A 20,544-nucleotide genomic window follows, 5' to 3' on the forward strand; every position below is an offset into this window, starting at 1 on the left:
TGCTGCCACCGACCCGGTGCGGCGCTCGCGAGCTCACCGGTGGCGTCACCGCATATGCGCCATCGGTGGGTTCGCCGGGAGCGGGCAGTGCCTCCCGGCGGAACTGCCGGCCCCGCACCGCGCCCGGGCCGGCAGTTCCGTATCTCAGGAGCGGGTCAGGAATGCGGCGGCCTGGGCGCCGATGAACACACTCGGGGCGTGGGTGTGGCCGCGCACCAGGACCGGCATGATCGAGGCATCCGCCACCCGCAGCCCCTGGACTCCCCGCACACGAAGTTGCGGGTCCACCACGCTCGTATCGTCCGACCCCATCCGGCAGGTGCCGGCGGGGTGGTAGAGCGTATGGGCGTACTGCTCGAGCGATTCCGTCCGGGTTTCCTCCGACATTCCGCTGGTGGCGTCCGGCGGATAGCACAGGTCGCCGAGGACGCCCTTCATCGCGTCGGTATCGGCGATTTCGGCGCAGTGCCGTAATCCGGCCATCAGTGCGGCCCGGTCGGCGCCGTCGGGATCGGACAGGTACTTCGGGTCGATCACGGCCTTGGCGAGTGGGTCGCTCGAGGCCAGGGTGATGGTTCCGCGGCTGCGCGGCCGCAACAGCACGGTGGCCAGGATGACGCCGTGCGCGGTCGGATCGATCAGGCCTTCGTGATAGAACGGCGCGGGCGCGTACACGAGTTCCAGATCGGGATACTCCAAGCCCGGGTCGCTGCGGACGAAACCGTAGGCCTCGCCGACGTTCGAGGTGAGCATGCCGCGGTGCCGCACCAGGTAGTTGACCAGCTGCCCGGGTTTTTCGGCGCCGAACAGCGAATCGGCGGTCACCGAGTAGCCGAGCCCCGCGACGAGATGGTCCTGCAGATTGGCGCCTACCTCGGGAGCATGCCGGCGGACGTCGATTCCGTGCCGCTCGAGCTCGGCCCGATCACCGATTCCGGACAGCATGAGCAGCTGCGGGCTGTTGATCGCCCCGCCGCACAGGATCACCTCGCGGCCGGCCCGCACCTGCTCGAGGCGCCCGGCCCGGGAGAACTCGACCCCGACGGCGCGGTCCCCGTCGAACAGGACCCGGGTGGCGGTGGCCTCCGGGAGCACGGTGAGGTTGCGGCGTTTCATGGCCGGCCGCAGGTAGGCGTCCGCGGTGCTCCAGCGCCGGCCCCGGTACTGGGTGACCATGGTCTGGGTGAACCCTTGGGGCTCGGGCAGATTCGCGGTCTCGACGGGAAACCCGCGTTCGGCCACGGCCCGCAGGTAGGCGGCTGTGGACGGGCGCGGACTGCGCTGGTGGGAGATGTGCAGGGGCCCGCCGGTGCCGTGATCGTCACCGGCGGGCCCTTCGACATCCTCGATGGTGCGGAACTGTTCGACCGCCTTGTCGAACCCCCAGTCCGGGCCGGCGGCCGCGGCCCATTCGTCGTAGTCGGCACGGAACCCGCGCACCCACATCTGGGCGTTGAGCGAGGACGAACCACCGAAGGTTTTCCCGCGCGGCCAGTAGATCTGCCGGTTGCCTAGTTGCGGTTGCGGTTCGGTGAGATAGTCCCAGTCGTAGGGGCTGCGGAAGAGTTTCGAGAAGCCGGCCGGGATCCGGATGAACTTGTCCTTGTCGGCCGGTCCGGCCTCGAGCACGATCACCGACCGTCCCGGATCAGCGCTGAGCCGGTCGGCGAGCACCGCGCCCGCCGAACCCGACCCGACGATCACATAGTCCGCACTGACTTCTGTCACCTTCGCACCTTTCGACATCGTGTAGGGCAAACATACGAGAGTCGGCCCGGGTGTGGGGCCGGATCGTGCCGGTGTCCCGGACACCGGCGGTTGTGGGTATCCGGATACCTCCGATTCGTGCTGCCCGACCTCCCCGCGCGGGGTATAACCGGCCCATGAGTTACCCGGTGGACCTCGGGGTGCTGCAGGCCGGTGCGATCGTCGTGATCATCGCCGGTGTGGCCCTGGTGATTTCGGCGCTGACAGCGCTGCGCGGGAAGGGGCCCCGCATATCGATGCTCCGTGGTGGGAGCGGACTGCTGCTCCTGGCGGCTGCGGCGCTGGTGCTGTGGACGGCGACCCTCGTGCAGACGTATCTCGGGCTGACGGGCGAGGTTCGCGCCGCCCACGTGGTGGTGACCCCCGTTGCCGATGCAGAGCACCGCCTCGAGGTCGAATTGACCCTGTACGACGAGGAAGGCGATACGACCGGACGCAGCACGCATCACGTGGAGGGGGATCTATGGGTGCTGCAGGCGCAGATCGTCGAACTGGAGCCGTGGGTGAATACGCTCGGTTTCCATTCCGGCTACAAGGTGTCGCGCCTGTACGGGCAGCGCCTCGACGGCATCGCAACCGGCCAGGACCATATCCTGCTCAACGGCGGTGATCGCGATTTCTTCCGCGAGATGACCGAAGACCGCTGGTTCACCGCACCGTTCGTGCGCTCCGCCTACGGCAACGCGGTGATCGCGATGCCGGGGGAGTACGACGTCTACATCTCGCGGGATGCGATCAAGACCCGACCGGTCGAATAACCGGTGACCCGGCGCCCGCGCCGACCGCCGACCGGCACAGCACGTTCAGCTCCTCGACGACGGTATCGAGCGCGGCCGGATCGCGTTCGGTGCGTGCCACGATGAGCGCCCCTTCCAAGGCGCTGACCACCAGCACCGCGACCGACCGGGCACGTTGCGGCGGCGCGCCGTCGCGGACGAGTTTCCCGGCGATCAGATCACGCCAGGTGTCGAAGGTGGCCCCCGCGGCGGCCACCGCATCCGGTTCGTTGCCCAGCGCGGCCGCGGCGATCGGACAGCCGACGGCGTAGTCGCCGCGGTCGAGTCCGCGTGCGAGGGTTTCGGCGAGTTCACGCAGCGCGGCGGCGGTTTCCGGCGTATCCAGTACCCGGGTGAGTTCGGCGGTGACCCGCGCCCCGGCCACCTCGGTCGCCTCCGTGACCAATTGCGCCTTCCCGCCGGGGAAGTGGTGGTAAACCGATCCGCGGGGCGCGCCGCTGGCGTTCAGGACATCGGCGAACGATACCGCCGCGACCCCGCGCCGCCGGATGAGTGAGATCGCGCTGCGGATCATCGCCGCCCGGGGCCCGTCCGGATCCTTACGTCGTGGCATCACACCGCTCCCTGTTGCCTCCCATTCCTATGTATGTTGTCATACTTATATTCGTTCCACCACCCGACTATTGCCAGGAGGACCCCGTGACCGGGATCGATGCGCCGCCCCATCCCTTCGATACCGCGGTCGCCACCGAGCACCTCGGCGGGCACCGGATCGCCGGCCGGACCTGCCCCGACTACGCGAATATGGTCGGCCCGTTCGGTGGGGTCACCGCGGCGGCGCTGCTACGCGCGATCGAAGGACACCCCGACCGGATGGGTGACCCCCTGGCGCTGACGGTGAACTACGCGGGCCCGATCGCCGACGGCGACTTCGAGATCAGTGCCCGCCCGGTGCGTACCAACCGCACGAATCAGCACTGGCAGCTCGAGCTCTCCCAGGCCGGCGCGATCACCACCACCGCGACCGCGGTATTCGGTATCCGCCGCGATACCTGGTCGGATATGGAACTCACCATGCCGTCGGTACCGGGCCCCGACCAGGCCGAACCACAGGAGTTCCCGGAGTTCATCGCCTGGGGCCGCAACTACGATCTGCGTTTCGTCACCGGCGCCGTTCCCGAACCGGCACCCTCCGAGGCGCAGCCGGGAAACCCGGATTCGGTGAGTACGCTCTGGCTGCGCGACCGGCCGGCCCGCCCGCTCGATTTCGCCTCGCTCACGGCGATGTCGGATGCGTTCTATCCGCGAGTGTTCCTGCGTCGCGGCCAGTACCTCCCCGCCGGAACGATCTCACTCACCGTCTACTACCACGCAACCGCCGCCGAACTGGCCGCCCAGGGCACGGAACACCTGCTGGGCACCGCCCGCGCCCACCGCTTCGCGCACGGCCATTTCGATCAGAACGCCCACCTGTGGGGTCACGACGGTACGTTGCTGGCCACCAGCCACCAGCTGGTCTATTTCAAGGGCTGATACCCCGTTCCGGGGCTGAACCCCGGCTCGGGTTCAGCCGGCCGCGGGATCGGTGACGGGCGTAATCGGCAACCGCAGTGCGCCCGGCGCCGATTCCGGCACCACCGGTGCCATCGGTGCCACCGGTGCGATCCGGCGATACCCGTCGCCCTGGGCCGGCCGGGTGTCCTGCTCGCCCTTGTTCGGCCAGTACGCGGCGGCCCGCTCGGCCTGTGCGGTAATGGTCAGCGACGGATTCACCCCCAGGTTCGCCGAGACCGCCGCACCGTCGACCACACTCAGCGTCGGATACCCGAAAACCCGGTGGTAGGCGTCGATCACCCCGGCCTCCCGGTCCGCGCCGATGGCGGCGCCGCCGAGGAAATGCGCGGTGAGCGGGATATTGAACACTTCGCCCCACGTTCCGCCCGCGGTTCCGCCGATCTGCTCGGCCACCCGCCGGGTTGCCTCGTTACCCGCGGGAATCCACGTCGGGTTGGGTTGTCCGTGCCCTTGCCGGCTGGTCAGTTTCCGTCCGAACAGGCCGCGTTTGGTGTAGGTGGTGATGGAGTTGTCCAGGTGCTGCATCACCAGCGAGATGATGGTGCGTTCACTCCAGTTGCGGACACTGAGGAAACTGATCAGCAGCAGCGGATGCCGCAGCGCGATCCCCAGGAACCGCAGCCACCGTGGGAGCCGGCCGCCGCCGTCGACCATGAGTGTCTGCAACAGGCCCATCGCGTTCGAACCCTTCCCGTAGCGCACGGGTTCGATATGGGTGTCGGGGGTCGGGTGGATCGACGAGGTGATCGCCACGCCCCGGGTGAAATCCTGGCCGGGCGCGAGTTTCTTGGTGGCGGCGCCGACGATGGATTCGGAGTTGGTGCGAGTGAGCAGGCCGAGCCGGTCGGAGAGGCCAGGCAGGATCCGGCGGTCACGCATATCGTGCAGCAGCCGCTGGGTGCCCAGTGTGCCGGCGGCGAGCACGACCTGCCGTGCGGTGTAGGTGGTGCGCTGTTTGCGAATCCATGCGCCGGTACGTTCCGCCGCGACGACCCAGCTGCCGTCGGCCTGCGGGCGCAGTTCGGTGACCGTGGTCATCGGCACCACCTGCGCCCCCGCCTGTTCGGCCAGATACAGATAGTTCTTGACCAGAGTGTTCTTCGCGCCGTACTTGCAGCCGACCATGCAGTCGCCGCATTCGACACAGCCCGTGCGGGCCGGGCCGACACCACCGAAGTAGGGATCGTCGACGGTTTCCCCCGGTTCGCCGAAGAACACCCCGACCGGTGTCTGAACGAAGGTGTCACCGACGCCCATATCCTCGGCGACCTGGCGGAACACCTCGTCCGCCGGGGTCATATGCGGATTCTGCACCACGCCCAGCATGCGTTTCGCCTGCTCGTAGTACGGCGTGAGCTCGGCGCGCCAGTCGGTGATATCACGCCATTGCGCGTCCTGGAAGAACGGCTCCGGCGGAACGTAGAGCGTGTTGGCGTAGTTCAGTGAGCCGCCACCGACCCCGGCCCCGCCGAGGATGAGCACATTGCGTAGGGGATGGATGCGCTGGATTCCGTAGCAGCCCAGTTTCGGTGCCCACAGGAATTTCCGCAGGTCCCAGCTTGTCTTCGGCAGCTCGTCATCGGAGTAGCGACGGCCCGCCTCGAGCACGCCGACGCGGTAGCCCTTTTCCACCAGTCGCAGCGCGGTGACACTGCCACCGAAGCCGGACCCGACGACGAGTACATCGAAATCCGTGGTCGCCTCGGCCATGGACTACTCCTTGCTTCGGAAGGGTCAGCAGTGACTGGCGGTAACATTAACACAATGGACTGGGAGCGCTGATCACTTTTGTTGACACCGCTCTCCGAAATGGTCAGGCTGGTGCGGGTGACCACCCCTCGTGCCCGGGCTCGCGCCCAGACCATGTCGGATATCCTGCGCATCGCGCGCGAACATCTTGCCACCGGCGGCGCCTCGGCCCTGTCGTTGCGGGCCGTCGCCCGCGATCTCGGAGTGGTCTCCTCGGCGGTCTACCGCTACGTCCGCAGTCGCGACGAACTGCTGACCCTGCTCGTGGTCGACGGCTACGACGCCCTCGGCGACGCCGTCGACGCCGCGCTCGCCGACGCCGGCGACGACCCCGTCGAACGCCTGCGGATCACTGCACGCGCCGTCCGCGCCTGGGCGCTGGCCGAACCGGCGTGGTACGGGCTGCTGTTCGGCACCCCGGTCCCCGGCTACACCGCACCGGCCGACCGCACGGTCATCCCGGGAACACGGGTGATCCTCACGCTGGTCCGGATCATCGCGGACGCCCACGCCCGGCAGCTGTTGACCCGCCCGGCCGTGGACCCGCCCGTCCCGAGCGCCCTGTCCCGCGATTTCACCCGCATCCGTGACGAGTTCGGCATGGATCTCCCCGACTGGGCCCTCGCCCGCGCGCTCACCGTCTGGTGCACCTTGTTCGGGGCCGTGAGTTTCGACGTCTTCGATATGTACGGCGGCGATACCTTCACCGACCGGGGACAGGTATTCGACCTGCATATCGCGGCGCTGGAGGCACTGCTCGGCGCCTGAACCGCTCACGCCTTCTCGGCGGCACCGCCATCGTCGACCGGCACCGGCTCCTCGGATACCTCCGCGCCACCACCGGACCGGGCGACCTCCACGTCGACCTGTTCGCTGATATAGCGAATAACCACCGCCACCACGGCCACCACGGGAACCGCCAGGAACGCGCCGGTGATCCCGTACAGCGTGCCGCCCCCGGTAACTGCCAGCAACACCACGACCGCATGCAGTTTCATGGTCCGGCTCTGCAACACCGGCTGCAACACATTGCCCTCGAGCTGCTGCACCGCGATGATGATCACCAACACGATCAACGCCGTGGTGAATCCGTTGCCCACCAGCGCCACCAGCACCGCGAGCGCACCCGCGACGAACGCGCCCACCATCGGGATGAATCCGCCGAGGAACGTCAGGGCCGTCAGCACACCCCACAGCGGCACCCCGAGAATCACCAGGCCGAGGCCGATGAAGAAGGCGTCGATAAAACTGACCAGCGCCTGCGTGCGAATGAACCCCCCGAGTACCTGCCACACCCGGACCAGCACTTCCTCGAAATGCCGTCCGCTGCGACCGCCGATGAACTTGTGCAGCCACGGCAGGAATTTGGGCCCGTCCTTGATGAAGAAGAACGACAGGACCAGCACGAGGAAGATGGTGACCAGCACCGAGGTCGCGGTGCTGACCCCGGTGAACACCCCCGAGGCTATCTGTTCGGCACTGGACTGCACCCGCTCGACAACAGCGTCGACCGCCGAATCCAGCTGTTCGTCGCGGATGTTCAGCGGCGGCCCCTGCAGCCAGTCCCGGACGGTGTTGATCCCGCCGGTGGCCTTGTCGGAGAGTTCGGGCATCTGATCGACCACCGACGGCACGATCAGCGCGATCCCGCCCGCGAGCACCCCGATGAACCCGACCAGCGTGAGCGATGCCGCGGCCGCCGGCGGCAGACCGGCCCGCATCAGCAGCCCGGTCGGCGGCCACAGCACGGTGGCGATCACGATCGCCAGCAGCACCGGTAACAGCACCACCCACAGTTTCGCCGCGAGGAACCCGAGCACCCAGGCCCCGGCCGCGATCGCCACGATGCACAACGCCCATTTCGCGAGCCACAGCACCCCGGAACCGATCACGTCCCCCCGGTCGAGCCGGGTGCCGGCGGACGCTCCGGTGCTGTCGTCGCGGATTTCCTTCTCCCCGTTCACCCGGCCAGTCTCGCACGACCGGCCGGCCCGGGCAGTGCACCACCTCGGCGGCGCGGTCGACGCCGGGTCAGCGCGGCACGGTCAGCTGATCGGTACAACTGGACATCCCGTCCACGATCGAGCAGGCCGCCGGAGCCCGGGTCGGCCGGTAGTCGCCGGGTACACCACCGTGGCGAGTGATCGCGGTGTAGGCGGCGACCGCATCGGTGGGGCGGCGGGTGAGTGCCGGATCGCCGAGAACGTCGACGGTGTAGAGCCCGAACCGCGGCGTGTAGGAACCCCACTCGTAGTTGTCGGTGAGGCTCCAGTAGTTGTACCCCATGAGGTTCATCCCGTCGGCGGCCGCGCGTTGCAGCCAGTACACGGTGTCACGGAGCAGGTCTGCCCGGGTGTAACCGTCGGCGCGGGGTCTGCCGTTCTCGGTCGGCATACCGTTCTCCACAATGTAGAGCGGTTTACCGGGGAACCGCCGCGCGTAATGGTCGAGCGCGTAGTAGATGCCCTCGGCCTGCAGCGACAGCGTCCACAATTTCCCGGGGTCCGGGAACTGGGTGAGCAGGCTGTGCGGGGAGAACCCGTAGTAGTAGTCGATCCCGATGTAGTCCAGCCGCGCACCGATCCGGTCCACGAACGCACCGTTGATCACATCGTCGGTGGCCGGGATGTAGGCGACATTGCTGCTGACCATCGCCCCCGGCTGCACACGGTGGATATGGTCGTAGGCGGCGTCGTGCGCGAGGGCCATCCGTTCCTGCATCAGCGGGATATCGCCGACGCCGATCCCGCCGTACCGCACCTCGTTCATGAGGTAGGCCGCGGGTTCGTTGAAGGTGACCCACAGTGGGTCGGCCGCCGCATACCGGTCGACGACGGTCCGGGCGTTGGCCAGCCAATCGTCGACCATGCCCGCGCGCCGCCAGCCGCCGCGTTCGGCCTGCCATCCCGGATACACCCAGTGATCGAGGGTGAGCATCGGCCGCATTCCCGCCGCGCGAATGGCGCCGACGACCTCGTCGTAGAACCGGAACCCGGCCTCGTCCCATTCGCCGGGGCGCGGTTGTACCCGGGCCCATTCGATTCCGATCCGGTACACCCGCACACCCAGTTCCGCCGCCAGCGCGATATCGGCCCGGAACCGCGAATAGAAGTCGACGGAATCGCGGTAGGGGTCCTCGGTTTGCCCGGCTGCGATATAGCGGGTCCAGTTGCTGTCCGGTGCATGCCCCTCGGATTGGAACCCCGACGACGCCACACCCCACAGGAATTCGGGTCCCAATGGTGCGACCTCCAGCGGGGGAGCGGGGCGCGCCGCCACCGGCCCCGTACCCAGTGCGAGCGTCCCGGCGGCCAGCGCCCCGGTGGTCAGAAATCGACGACGGTTCCACGGATCCATCGAAATCGGCCTCCTCTTCTGCACCCCGCCCGGTACTGGCCCCGACGCCACAGCCTAACGGCCGGAGCCGAACCGATCCGCTGTTCCGCCGACAAGAGCAGACCGTCTTATGAACCTAGATACTCAGATATGCGCATCTAACAATGTATGGGTCTGCTCAGCGATTCTCTCTCTCAAAACCCGCACGCTCCAAGACGACACCGAGGCAGGGGAGTGATCAGTCGTCACGAAACCCGACCTCATGCACCGGAAACAGGGTGCGCAGCGCCGGTTCCCATCGCGCGGTGTCCTGTGGAAAGCAGCGACCCACCAGTTCCCGCATAATCGCCGGGGCGGTAGATGCCCCGGGTGAAGCCCCGAGCAGGCCGGCGATCGTACCGTCCGCCGCGGTGACCAGTTCCGTACCGAAGGTCAGAACCCCGACCTTGCGTGGGTCCGGTAGCACGAGCTGGGCGCGCTGCCCGGCCTGTATCGGATACCAGTCCGCCGGGTCCGCCTCGGGGTAGAAGCGGCGCAGCTGCGCGAACTTCCGGCGGCGAGTGGCGAGTAGCTGTCCGACCAGATACCGGACCAGCCCGAGGTTCTGCAGGCCCGCGGCGAGCAGAACAGGAATATTCGTCCAGCGCAGTGTCGCGAAAAGCTCCGTCGGGCGACCGTATTTGAGCAGCCGGGTACTGAATGTGGCGTAGGGCCCGAACAGCAGCGCTTCGCGACCTTCCACAATGCGTTTGTCCAGATGGGGCACCGACATCGGGGGAGCGCCGAGGGCTGCCCGGCCGTACACTTTGGCGTTGTGGCGGTCGGCTACGGCGGGTCGGTCGGTGCGCAGGAACTGGGCGCCGAACGGGAAAACGGCGTAGCCGCGAACCTCCGGGAGACGGGCCTTCTGCAGCAGCCGCAGCGTCTGCCCACCGGCGCCGACGAAAACGAACCGCGCTCGAATCACCCGGCGCGTCCTGGTATTGCGGTCACGCACCCGCAGTCGCCAGATTCCGTCGGCATCCCGCCGCAAGCCGGTCACCTCGTGGCCGAGCAGCACATGCGCCCCGTTTCCGGTCGCGACCTCGGTGAGCGCCGTGGTCAAAGCACCGAAATCGATGTCGGTGCCGGCTCGGTGACGCGTGGCGGCCAGAGGCTCGCCCGGTGCGCGTCCGGCCATGATCAGCGGCGCCCATTCGGCGATGGTAAGAGGGTCCTCGCTGTACTCCATCCCCGCGAACAGCGGCAGCGACCGCAGGGTTTCGTAGCGCCGCTGAAGATAGGCGATATCGCGTTCGCCGAAGGCGACTGTCATATGCGGCGCCGGATTGAGGAAGGAGGCCGGGTGGGGGAGGGAGCCGTCGTCCAGCAGCGCATCCCAGAATTGTCGCGAGAGGTGAAACAGCCGGCCGATATTCGCGGCCCTCTCCGGTTCGGCGGGGTCGGGCATATAGTTCGGTTCGCACAGTCCCGAATGTCCGGTGCCGGCGTTGTTCCAGGGGCCGGAACTCTCCCCGGCGAGCTCGTCGAGGCGTTCGATCAGCACCGTCGACCAATTGGGTTCCAGTTTCGCCAGCATTGCGCCGAGCGTCGCGGACATGATGCCGCCGCCGATCAAAGCCACATCGAGTACATCTTCTCCTGCTTCCATCGTTCCCGGAACCTCGGCTGTTCTGCGGAATGTCATGCTGCTGCCTCCTGAAGGGCGTGTGCACGTATCGTGGCGCCACCGGCAGCAATCCGTCTACGGCCAATATTGCTCGAATATCATCCATATATGGATGATTCGTTCAGGTCGCAGACAGAGGAGCTGGTTCCGCTGCTGGCCGCGTTCGCCACCGCCGCCGACGAGGGCCATATCACCCGGGCCGCACAGCGGTTGGGTGTTCCGCAGTCCTCCCTGAGCCGGCGCCTGAAAGCGGTCGAGCGGTCGGTCGGTGTGCCGCTTTTCCAGCCGCTGGGCCGCGGTATCGCACTCACCGCCGCGGGTCGCGAACTGTTCGATCGCACCCGGGATCTGGTCGGTGCCCTGGACGACGCGGTTACAGTGGTGCGCGGCCACGCCGACCCCGACAGGGGCCTGGTCCGGTTCGGGTTCCCACTCACCCTCGGTCCGGTGAGCATCCCGTCGCTGCTGGCGGATTTCCACGGCAGCGCACCACGGATCCGGCTCTATCTCGTCCAGGCCCATGGTGAGGCCTTGGCGGAGATGATCCGCGACGGCCGGCTGGACCTCGCGGTGATGATCCCTGCTCCCACAGATCTGCCCGCGATCACCCTGGGGCACCAGCGCATCCACCTCTACGTCGGCCGCGATCACCGGCTGGCCGGGCAGGGTACCGCCGAACTCTCCGCTCTCGCCGGGGAATCGTTCATCGCGAACCCACCGACTTACCACCTACGGCATCTACTCGATACGCAATGTGCCGCGGCAGGGTTCACCCCCAAGGTGGTATTCGAGATCACCGAATTCGACACCCTACGCGCCCTCGTCGCCCGGAATCTCGGCATCGCGTTACTTCCCGAACCCGAAACACCGCACCCGGACCTGCACCGCATCGCGCTGAGCATCCCGGTCGAGCGAAGTATCGGCCTGGTGTCCGGGCACCACCGCCCCACCCCGGCCGTGGCCCGCCTCCGCGATTTCGTCGCCCGCCACCCGTCTCCGGCGTGACCGGGTCGCGCTTGACGGGTGGCCGGTCAGCCTGCGGCCGTATCGGTGGTTGTCGTCAATGCCATCCGTGGCCGGGTGCGTTGACCGGGGCGATGCTCGCCGGGGGCGCCCCTGATCGGCCGGACTCTGCGTGATCCGCTTTCAGGGGAGGGGACTGCAGCACCTTATAAAGGGTAGTGGGCAGGGAGTGGAGGCCCCGCGGGGGAGACCTGCAGGCAGCAGTCGGGCGAAGCGCCGACGCCTGATGCTCACGTTGTGGCGGCGTCCATCCGGAGTGCGACGCGCCCCATGTTGCGTCGTTCCTCGATCGACGCGATCGCCTCGTCGAGACGGTCGACCGCGAATACCGTGTGCTGCGGCCGGACCACGCCTTCGGCCAGCCACTTCCACAGTTGAGACCGATACGACTCGATCAGCTCCGGCTGCGTGCGGGCCAACAGCCCCACCGAGAATCCGGTGATCGTCTTCAGGTCCGCAAGCAAGCTGCCGACCTCGACCGAGCCGCCACCCGCGCTGTAGGCCACCAGCCTGCCGCGGGGAGCCAACGCCGTGACTGCGCGTGGCACCAGCGAGCCGCCGACACCGTCCACGATCACGTCGAACCGCTCGCCCCATGGATCGTCGTACGCCAGCACGGCATTCGCACCGCATGCCCGCACGAACCCGGCTTTGTCCGCTGTCCCGACCGCACCGACAACACGTCCGGCGCCCAGTGCGCGTGCGATCTGTACTGCCAGATGACCGGATCCGCTGGCGGCCGCGGTGATGAGCACCGACTGCCCTGCGACGCGGCCACCCGAATGCACAGCGCCCATCGCTACCAGGCCACCGCGGACCATCGCGAGACCGTCGGCGGCATCGACGTCGGTGGGTAGTTCGGTGACCAGGGCCGGTGCGGCGAGCACATACTCGGCGTAGACCCCTTCGAACACCACGCCGCCGACCCGCTTGCCCAGCCACGTGCCGGGGACTTCCGGACCGATATCGACCACCGTGCCCACCATCTCACCGCCTGGTTCGGACGCGTCGCCCGCTCGTAGCATTCGCACCAGGCCGAGGTGGACACCGGCCAACTGTGTGCGCACCAACAGCTGGCCGGGGCCGGGCTCCGGCTGCGGTACCTCGACTGGCTGCGGGTCGCCGGAGAAGCGAAATTTTCGCACTGAGCATGCCTTTCGGGTGTTGATACCGGGGATTCCCCCGGCGAGAACTGGTCACTCGTCAGCTGGCGGAGCTGCCGCCCGGTCTGGGCGTCAGCTCCGCCGCTTCTTGCTCGGGGCCCTTACCGAGGGGCGTTCAGCAACTGTTTCGGGGCAGCATCTCACCCTCCTTTCCGGAATCTTACTATCGACGTAAGTTTATGGTGGAGGCATTTAATAGGTCAATAGTAAATTTAGGATGGAGGTATATTCTGGGTTTGTGAGTACTGAGCCGCTCGGCCTGCGAGAGGTCAAGAAGCGCGAGACCCGCCAGTCGATCTCCGATCATGCGACCAGATTGTTCATCGAGCGTGGATTCGAGGCGACGACCATCGCCGAGATCGCCGCGGTGGCACGGGTCGCGAAGAAGACCGTCACGAACTACTTTCCGCGCAAAGAGGACATTGCGTTGGACATCCACAAGCACTTCGTCTCCTCGCTCGCCGACATTGTGATCGCCCGCATGCCCGGCGAGTCCGCACTGTCGGCCCTGCGCAGCGAATTCACCTCCGCAGCACAGCGTTTCGACGCACTGGTGGGATTCTCCGGTCTCGATTTCTGCCGTATGATCGCCGACAGCCCGATACTGGTAGCCCGGCTGCGGGAACTCCACGAACTGCGTGAGCAGGCGCTCGCCGACGTGCTGCCCGGCGACGACATCACCCGCCGCGCCGCCGCCGCCCAATTGGGTGCCGCGCACCGTCTGCTGTTCCAGCGTGTCCAGGAGCTCACCCTCCGGGGGCAGCCACGCAAGAGCATCGTTGCCATCGTGCTCAACGAGGCAAACCAGGTTTTCGATCTGCTCGAGCCCGCCCTCGGCGACTACGCCGTCGCTTGACATGCGCGGGATCGCGGTGTCGTTGCAATCGGTGAGTGTGTCCGCTCGACGGCGACGTAGCCCGGCTCTGGGCGTTCTCCGGGACCACATCGCTATCGACGGGCACCCGGTAGTCCGCCCTATCCGGGTGCCTGGAAGCCGCCGATCTTCTGCTCGAGGAGTTCGGCCAGCCGCAGTGGTGTGCGGTCTTCGAACATCGGCCCGATGAGCTGTACTCCCACCGGTAGCCCCTCGGGGGACCGGCCCGTGGGTATGGCGGTGGCGGGCAGGCCGGGCATGGTGGCCACGCCGGCCCAGACGAGCTGGTCGTAGTACGGGTATGCGACGCCGTCGATATCGATGTGACGGTTTTCCAGACCTTCGTGGTGGTCGTGCGGGAAGGCGGGTGTCGGGGTGATGGGGCACACCACGGCATCGAATTCGGTGAACAGCTGCCGCCAGGCGTGGCGGTGGAGTTCGCGGCGGTTGTTTGCGTCGACCCAGTCGCGGTGGCGCAGCACCATGCCCCGGAGGCGTGCCGCATCGAGGCTCCGGTCGTCCGCGCTCAGGGCGGCGGCGTGGGTCTGTAGCCGGTCGTACACGGCGGTGGGAAGGCTTGCGGCCGCGTTCGACATCATCAGCAGCATGTAGAGCGTCGCCGCTTCGGCCGGGTCGGGTAGCAGCGAACTGTGTCGTTCTACTCGAGCGCCTTCGTCGATGAGCGCCTCGGCGACCCGGTGCACGCCCGCCCGCACCGCCGATCCCGTCGGAATGAGCGGATGATCCTCGATGATCAGGACCCGGAAATCCGACAGCCGCTCGTGCCGTGCGGGCGGCAGTGCGATGTTGTTGGCGATGCCGTGCGTGAGCGGGTCCGGTCCGGCCATCACGTCGAGCAGCAGCGTGAGGTCGCGGGCGGTGCGCGCCATCGGGCCGGCGACGGCGAGGTCGAGATCGATCGGCAGGGCGGGCGCGGGCGGTGCGACCATGCCGCGGGTCGGCACCAGCCCGAGTGTCGGCTTGTGCGCGTAGATACCGCAGAAATGCGCGGGGGTGCGTAGTGAACCGGCGAGGTCGGAGCCGATGGACAGCGCACCGAATCCGGCGGCCAGCGCCGCGGCCGAACCGCCGGACGACCCACCCGATGTGCGGCTGTGGTCCCACGGGTTGCTGGTGGTGCCGTAGATCTCGTTGAAGCTCTGGATATCACGCAGCATCGCCGGCACATTGGTCTTTCCGAGTACCACCGCGCCGGCTGCCTTCAACCGCGATACCTGTAGCGCGTCCTCGGCCGGCATATAGTCCCGCTGTGCGGGCATGCCCCAGGTCGTGGGCAGTCCGGCGATGTGGTAGCTCTCCTTGACAGTCACCGGAATACCGAGCAACGGCCGCTCCTCGCCGCGGGCGCGTGCCCGGTCTGCATTGTGCGCCGCGGCGTGTGCACGTTCGAAGTCCCGTACACAGATCGCGTTGATCACCTTGTCGTCGCGCTCGATACGCGCGATCGCCTCGTCGGTCAGTTCCACCGATGTCACCGCCCCGGCACGTAAGGCTGCCGCGATTTCTTCGGCCGGCTGCATATTCCACTCCATGAATCCGACGCTATCGGCCTGCCGCGGGGGCCATAAAACAGCGCTTCGCACAACAGGACAGATGTCTCAATTCTCGCTGCACTCTTCTCTGACCATGGCTCCGCGCGGTGGGACCGATGGTGGCAGGCGGGGTAGGGGAGTAGAACCCGCGCGGGAGAGCAATGGACAGCATCCAGCTGAGGCGCAACTTCAGACTCTGTATATCAGGGTTTCCGGAACGACAGTGACCGGTGGAGCCCTCGAAAGAACAAGAACCGAAGCTGATATAGAGCGCTACGCGGATATGCGCATCTATACATGATTATTTCTTCCTTATCTCTCGCCAACAAGGTCAACTCACTCCAACACAACGAGAGGAGGGGGTTCCTACCTCACTCGGATTCAGTTCCGGTAGCGGTCATCTCGGCGACTCGTTCGACGATGTTCGGGTACCGCATCGTATGTGCGCCACCGTTGAGGTCGATCGCCGCGCCGGTCATCCAACCGGCGTCGCCGGAGGCGAGGAAGGTGATCGTGCGTGCGACGTCTTCCGGTGTGCCGGCGCGCCCCAGCGGTGTGTTCTCGATGTATTCGTCGACCAGTCCCGGCACGAGCGTCGCACCGTAGGTGAGAGGTGTGTGGACGAACCCGGGGTTGACCGCGTTCACGCGGATGCCGCGGGGTGCGAGTTCCATGGCGGCGACCTCGGTGAGCATGAGGACTCCGGCCTTGGCCGAGCAGTATGCGCCCATCCCCACGCCCGGTTGCCGGCCGTTGAGCGAGGCGACGAGCACGATGGATCCCCCGTCTCGCACTGTGTGAGCGGCATTCTTGACGGTGAGGAAGGCTCCGGTGAGGCAAACGTCGACGGTGGCTTTCCAGTCGGCGAGGGAGAGGTCGGCGATCGTTCCGGGGTGGGAGATTCCGGCGCAGTCGACAACGGTGCCGATCGGTCCGTGTTCGGCGGCGACGGTGTCGAAGAGGGTTCGCATCGCTTGTTCGTCGGTGACATCGACCTGGTGCCCGGTCGCGTTGCCGCCGAGTTCGGTGGCCCGGGTACCGGCCGCGACGCCGTCGAGGTCGGCGATGATCACGGTATCGCCGCGGGCGGCGAGGAGTTGGGCGGTGGCCCAGCCGATTCCGGAGGCGCCGCCGATGATGATCGCGTTCTGCCGGGGTGTGCTCATGGCGGTTCCTCCGTGTCGATGCCGGGTCGGGCGTGCCCCGCGCCGGTAGTCGGACATATATCTATACAGCTGTCTAGCAGCTCGTCCGGCGTTTGGCTAGCATGCAGCCATGTCCACGGGTGAACTTCGCACGGTGCATGTCGGTGATTTCGATTTCGAGGTGCGGGTCCACCCGGGTGAGCCGGTACACGGCACGGACGCGCTGCTCCTGCACGGGTTTCCGCAGAGCGCGGCGTCCTGGGATTTCGTTTCCGAACACCTGAGCTCCCACGGAATCCGCTCCTATGCGCCGGAACAGCGCGGCTATTCGCCCGGAGCCCGTCCTGCGGATATCGCGTCCTACCGTCTTTCCGAACTCCGCGCCGATATCGTCGGCCTCTGCGATGCGCTGGGCCTGCGGCGAGTTCACCTGGTCGGCCACGATTGGGGCGCGATCGTGGCCTGGGATGTGGCGGCCCGGCATCCAGAGCGGGTGGTTTCGCTGACCGCGGTGTCGGTGCCGCATCCGGCGGCATTCGCCCGGGCCCGCGAGACCGATCCGGTGCAGGCCGAAAAATCCGGGTACATGACCTTTTTCCAGCAACCGGACGCGCCCGAAGATCTGCTGCTGGCGAATGATTGCGCGGGTTTGCGTGCCGGTTTCGGGGATCAGGTTCCGGCGGTGCAGGCGGCACAGCATATTGCCCGGCTCCGGGAACCGGGGGCGATGACGGCGGCGCTGAACTGGTATCGCGCGGCGGGTAATTCCTGGAGTGCGGTTCCCGCGGTGGGCGTTCCGACGACTTTCGTGTGGAGCGACGCCGATCTGGCTGTGGCGCGGTCCGGTGTGGACGCGGCAGCAGGGTATGTGGATGCGGAATACCGCTTGGAGGTGCTGGAGGGTGTGGGCCACTGGATCCCCGAGGAGGCACCCGATGCGCTCTCCGGAATAATCCTCGACCGCATCGGCGGCTCGTGGTAATCCTGTGGTCGTTGCGCCGGGACGGTGAATTGTCTGCCGTGCTCGGCTATATGTCCGGCCGGTAGACGTCGACCGAGACACGCGGCAATTATCAAAAGCGCAATTGTGAGCTGCGTCGTTTGTCCGTACCGGAATCCACTGCTGGTTCACCAGGCCGGCGTACGGGGCGGGGCCCGGTGGAGACACCGGGCCCCGCGAAGGCATACAGGGCTGCTGCCCTGCGGTTGCCCGGTATGCACTACATCTGCCGTACCTGCTGGCGCATCTGGTGCATCTGCAGTTCCCACTGCATTGCGCGGTCCTGGGCCCGGGTGGACTGTTCCTCGGCCTGCTGGGCGAGGTAGGCGGCCTGGTCGGCCTGGTCCTGCGCCGACTGGCAGCGCTGGTTGGCCTGGTTGGCGTCGGCCTGGGCCTGCTGGGCCTGGCTCTGTGACCGGTCGGCTTCGCTCTGTGCCTGCTGTGCTTGGTTCTGTGCCTGCTGAGCCTGCTGGCGGGCCTGCTGGGCCTGCTGCGCGGCCTGGTTGGCCTGGCTCTGCGCGATCTGGGATTGGTGCTGTACCTGCCGGGCCTGCTGTTGCACCTGGCGGGCGAGGTTCTGCGCCTGCTGGGCGTACTGCCGCGCACTCTGGGATTCCTGCCGGATTTCGTCCAGGCCCATGCGCAGCATTTCCAGGCTCTGGACTTGCTGACCACTGCCGTTGCTGGTGCTGGTGCGGGTGGCAGCGGTACTGGTGTCTTGCGCCATCTGAGCATCCTTCCAAAGGGGGGTTTTTGAAACGGACTGACTCGTGGAGCGCTCAATATCCTCGCACAGCAGCGCCCGGTGGCAACCCTGCGATTCCATCCCGAACACACTGCATACCCGCTGGTGGCGCGCCTGCTCGCGGTTATCGGACGTGACGGTGCCACCAGGGCGGCCGATATGCGCACCCCCGTCGCGGGGCGATGCCCGATCGAGACCACACCGACATGATCTGCGCGTACTTCAGCGCCGGATGAGGCCGAGGTCGGTGGCCGCGGCGACGGCGGCGGTGCGGGAGTCGACACCGAGTTTGGTGTAGATGCGGGCGAGGTGGGATTTGACGGTGCCTTCGGTGAGGTGGAGACGCCGGCCGATGGCCTGATTGGACAGGCCGCCGGCCACGAGGGTCAGTACTTCGGTTTCGCGGCGAGTGAGGGCGAGGCCGGGTGTGCGCAGCCGGTTCATGAGCCGGTCGGCGACGGCGGGCGCCAATGTGGTCCGGCCGGCTGCCGCGGTGCGGACGGCGGCGGCGAGGTCTTCGGGTGGGGCGTCTTTGAGGAGGTATCCGGTGGCGCCGGCTTCGATGGCGGGCAGGGTGTCGGCGTCGGAATCGTAGGTGGTGACGATCAGAACGCGGGGTGCGCCGGGCCGGGCGGTGATCCGGGCGGTGGCTTCGGCGCCGCCCATGCCTTTGCCGAACTGCAGGTCCATGAGGACGACGTCGATATCGCCTGCGGCGGCCCGGTCTACGGCGTCCTGCGCGGTGGCGGCCTCGGCGACGACGAGCAGGCCCGGTTCGGTTTCGAGTACGGCGCGCAGCCCGGCTCGGACCACGGGGTGGTCGTCGGCGAGGAGGAGTCGGATGGTCACGGGCGGACCTCGGGTTCGGTCGGTGGGGTGCGGGGTATGCGGGCGGCGAGTGCGGTGCCGTGGCCGGGTGCGGATTCGATGGTGAGGGAGCCGCCGAGGGCGTGCACGCGGGCGCGCATCGCGGCGAGACCGAATCCGCCGTGTTCGGGTTCGGGTGCGGGGAGGTGGGTGGGGTCGAAACCGCGGCCGTTGTCGGTGATGTCGAGGGTGATGTGGTCGTCGAGGTATCCGAGGGTGATGTCGGCGGTGGTGGCGTCGGCGTAGCGGACGGTGTTGGCGAGCGCGGATTGGGCGATGCGCAGGAGTGCGATCTCGTCGGCGATGGCCAGTGGGCCCGGGTCGCCGGTGCGGTGGAATGTCACGTCGAGGCGGTGGCGGGCGCTGGTGGTGTCGCAGAGTCGTTCGAGGGCGTCGGCCAGTGTGGTGTTGTCCAGTGCGGGCGGGGTGAGGGCGGCGACGAAGCGGCGTGCTTCGGCGAGGTTGTCCTGGGCGGCTTGGCGGGCTTGGCCGACGTGGCGGGCGGCGGTGCCGGGCCGGTCGGGTAGGGCGCGTTCGGCGGCGCGCAGCAGGAGCTGGATGCTGGACAGTCCTTGGGCGAGGGTGTCGTGGATTTCGCGGGCGAGGCGTTCGCGTTCGGCGAGCATTCCGGCGGTGCGCTGGGCTCGGGCGAGGTCGGCGCGGGTGGTGGTGAGTTCGTCGATGAGGCGTCTGCGTTGTTCGCTTTCCCGGTACAGGGCTTGGTAGCCGCGGACGACGGCGACGGCGACGGCGGCGCCGAGTGCGGGGCCGATCGCCATGGCGGGGGTGAAGGAGTGCTGGTGGGCGGCGAACCCGATGATGGCCGCTGCGGCGGTGACGGTGACGGCGAGGTGTCCGGTGCGGCGGGGTAGCAGGTGGAGTTGGAGGAAGTACAGCGGGAACGCGACCCATACGGCGTCCGGGGACAGGACCAGCAGTGCGAGCCATATGGCGCCTACGGCGGTGAGCCACCAGGTCGTGGCGGGCCGGGAGCGGCGGATTCGGGGCAGCAGCGGTCCGGCGGTGTACACGAGTGCGCAGATCGTGGCGGCCGCGGTGATCGCCGCGGCGTGGGCTTGGTGCTGGCTGATTGCGCGGACCGCGGTGAGGGCGAGCAACCCGAGGATGAGCAGGTGCAGGCACCAGGCAAGGGCCCGGGTGGTGGGGGTCGGCTCGTGTGCGGTGGTGTTCACGGTGCTTTCCAGGCTACGGAGTCCGGCCTTCGGGCGACCTCTGTCGAAAGTTGGAATTCGGGTGGTGTCTTTCGGTGCGTGAAGTGCCGTCCGGCGCGGGATGTGCGGGGCGGGCTGGGCGGCGAGGGTGGAGTCGTACCGTTTTCCA

The 20,544-nt window shown here is 67.5% G+C and carries 19 protein-coding genes; 7 read left to right on the forward strand and 12 right to left on the reverse strand.

What is annotated here, in order from left to right; all coding sequences use genetic code 11:
- Positions 1 to 144: 144 nt before the first annotated feature.
- Entirely contained in the window at positions 145 to 1,728 is a 1,584-nt protein-coding gene (locus QH196_RS20555) for a GMC family oxidoreductase (RefSeq protein WP_432279520.1), read from the reverse strand.
- Between the two features lie 155 nt (positions 1,729 to 1,883).
- On the opposite strand from QH196_RS20555, the gene QH196_RS20560 reads away from it, so the two are divergent.
- The gene (locus tag QH196_RS20560; protein WP_280417433.1) at positions 1,884 to 2,525 is read left to right on the forward strand and encodes a hypothetical protein; all 642 of its coding nucleotides are present in this window, start codon (positions 1,884 to 1,886) and stop codon (positions 2,523 to 2,525) included.
- Here the strand turns inward: QH196_RS20560 and QH196_RS20565 are convergent.
- Positions 2,503 to 3,117 (reverse strand): TetR/AcrR family transcriptional regulator, encoded by a 615-nt coding sequence (locus QH196_RS20565; RefSeq protein ID WP_280417434.1) that lies wholly within the window; start codon positions 3,115 to 3,117, stop codon positions 2,503 to 2,505. The genes QH196_RS20560 and QH196_RS20565 overlap by 23 nt on opposite strands.
- A gap of 86 nt (positions 3,118 to 3,203) precedes the next feature.
- Between QH196_RS20565 and QH196_RS20570 the strand changes: the two genes are divergently transcribed.
- The gene (locus tag QH196_RS20570) at positions 3,204 to 4,037 is read left to right on the forward strand and encodes an acyl-CoA thioesterase (protein WP_280417435.1); all 834 of its coding nucleotides are present in this window, start codon (positions 3,204 to 3,206) and stop codon (positions 4,035 to 4,037) included.
- A gap of 33 nt (positions 4,038 to 4,070) precedes the next feature.
- Here the strand turns inward: QH196_RS20570 and QH196_RS20575 are convergent, their stop codons facing one another.
- Positions 4,071 to 5,789, reverse strand: coding sequence for a GMC family oxidoreductase (locus QH196_RS20575; RefSeq protein ID WP_280417436.1), 1,719 nt, complete (start codon positions 5,787 to 5,789; stop codon positions 4,071 to 4,073).
- Between the two features lie 99 nt (positions 5,790 to 5,888).
- Between QH196_RS20575 and QH196_RS20580 the strand changes: the two genes are divergently transcribed.
- Entirely contained in the window at positions 5,889 to 6,596 is a 708-nt protein-coding gene (locus QH196_RS20580; protein ID WP_280417437.1) for a TetR/AcrR family transcriptional regulator, read from the forward strand.
- Positions 6,597 to 6,601: 5 nt separating this feature from the next.
- On the opposite strand, the gene QH196_RS20585 is transcribed toward QH196_RS20580, so the two are convergent.
- The 3 genes from QH196_RS20585 to mqo all read right to left on the reverse strand — a co-directional run bounded on the left by QH196_RS20585 (position 6,602) and on the right by mqo (position 10,851).
- Positions 6,602 to 7,792, reverse strand: a complete 1,191-nt coding sequence (locus tag QH196_RS20585; protein ID WP_280417438.1) for an AI-2E family transporter — start codon at positions 7,790 to 7,792, stop codon at positions 6,602 to 6,604.
- Positions 7,793 to 7,859: 67 nt separating this feature from the next.
- The gene (locus QH196_RS20590) at positions 7,860 to 9,185 is read right to left on the reverse strand and encodes a family 1 glycosylhydrolase (RefSeq protein ID WP_280417439.1); all 1,326 of its coding nucleotides are present in this window, start codon (positions 9,183 to 9,185) and stop codon (positions 7,860 to 7,862) included.
- A 217-nt stretch (positions 9,186 to 9,402) separates the two neighbouring features.
- A complete protein-coding gene (gene mqo, locus QH196_RS20595; protein WP_432279521.1) occupies positions 9,403 to 10,851 on the reverse strand; it encodes a malate dehydrogenase (quinone) in 1,449 nt (482 codons plus the stop codon).
- Between the two features lie 90 nt (positions 10,852 to 10,941).
- Here mqo and QH196_RS20600 point away from each other — a divergent pair, with 90 nt between their 5' ends.
- Positions 10,942 to 11,838 carry a LysR family transcriptional regulator gene (locus QH196_RS20600; RefSeq protein WP_280417440.1) on the forward strand — a complete coding sequence of 299 codons (897 nt, stop codon included), beginning with the start codon at positions 10,942 to 10,944 and terminating at the stop codon, positions 11,836 to 11,838.
- A 248-nt stretch (positions 11,839 to 12,086) separates the two neighbouring features.
- On the opposite strand, the gene QH196_RS20605 is transcribed toward QH196_RS20600, so the two are convergent.
- Positions 12,087 to 13,001: a quinone oxidoreductase family protein gene (locus QH196_RS20605; RefSeq protein ID WP_280417441.1), complete on the reverse strand. Its 915-nt coding sequence runs from the start codon at positions 12,999 to 13,001 to the stop codon at positions 12,087 to 12,089.
- Between the two features lie 256 nt (positions 13,002 to 13,257).
- Here QH196_RS20605 and QH196_RS20610 point away from each other — a divergent pair, with 256 nt between their 5' ends.
- The gene (locus QH196_RS20610) at positions 13,258 to 13,875 is read left to right on the forward strand and encodes a TetR/AcrR family transcriptional regulator (protein ID WP_280417442.1); all 618 of its coding nucleotides are present in this window, start codon (positions 13,258 to 13,260) and stop codon (positions 13,873 to 13,875) included.
- 119 nt (positions 13,876 to 13,994) lie between these two features.
- Here QH196_RS20610 and QH196_RS20615 read toward each other — a convergent pair whose 3' ends face one another.
- Positions 13,995 to 15,446 (reverse strand): amidase, encoded by a 1,452-nt coding sequence (locus tag QH196_RS20615; protein ID WP_280417443.1) that lies wholly within the window; start codon positions 15,444 to 15,446, stop codon positions 13,995 to 13,997.
- Between the two features lie 371 nt (positions 15,447 to 15,817).
- Positions 15,818 to 16,612, reverse strand: a complete 795-nt coding sequence (locus QH196_RS20620; RefSeq protein WP_280417444.1) for an SDR family NAD(P)-dependent oxidoreductase — start codon at positions 16,610 to 16,612, stop codon at positions 15,818 to 15,820.
- A 109-nt stretch (positions 16,613 to 16,721) separates the two neighbouring features.
- Here QH196_RS20620 and QH196_RS20625 point away from each other — a divergent pair, with 109 nt between their 5' ends.
- Positions 16,722 to 17,573, forward strand: coding sequence for an alpha/beta fold hydrolase (locus QH196_RS20625; RefSeq protein WP_280417445.1), 852 nt, complete (start codon positions 16,722 to 16,724; stop codon positions 17,571 to 17,573).
- A gap of 238 nt (positions 17,574 to 17,811) precedes the next feature.
- Here QH196_RS20625 and QH196_RS20630 read toward each other — a convergent pair whose 3' ends face one another.
- A complete protein-coding gene (locus QH196_RS20630; RefSeq protein ID WP_157116113.1) occupies positions 17,812 to 18,318 on the reverse strand; it encodes a hypothetical protein in 507 nt (168 codons plus the stop codon).
- Between the two features lie 78 nt (positions 18,319 to 18,396).
- On the opposite strand from QH196_RS20630, the gene QH196_RS20635 reads away from it, so the two are divergent.
- Positions 18,397 to 18,546, forward strand: coding sequence for a hypothetical protein (locus QH196_RS20635; protein WP_280417446.1), 150 nt, complete (start codon positions 18,397 to 18,399; stop codon positions 18,544 to 18,546).
- A gap of 12 nt (positions 18,547 to 18,558) precedes the next feature.
- Here QH196_RS20635 and QH196_RS20640 read toward each other — a convergent pair whose 3' ends face one another.
- Complete coding sequence (locus QH196_RS20640) at positions 18,559 to 19,185, reverse strand: response regulator transcription factor (RefSeq protein ID WP_280417447.1); 627 nt, start codon at positions 19,183 to 19,185, stop codon at positions 18,559 to 18,561.
- Positions 19,182 to 20,396 (reverse strand): sensor histidine kinase, encoded by a 1,215-nt coding sequence (locus tag QH196_RS20645; RefSeq protein ID WP_280417448.1) that lies wholly within the window; start codon positions 20,394 to 20,396, stop codon positions 19,182 to 19,184. Before QH196_RS20645 ends, QH196_RS20640 begins: the two co-directional genes overlap by 4 nt.
- Between the last annotated feature and the right edge of the window lie 148 nt (positions 20,397 to 20,544).

It is taken from the genome of Nocardia carnea (assembly GCF_029868325.1).
Taxonomy (GTDB): Bacteria; Actinomycetota; Actinomycetes; order Mycobacteriales; family Mycobacteriaceae; genus Nocardia; species Nocardia carnea_C.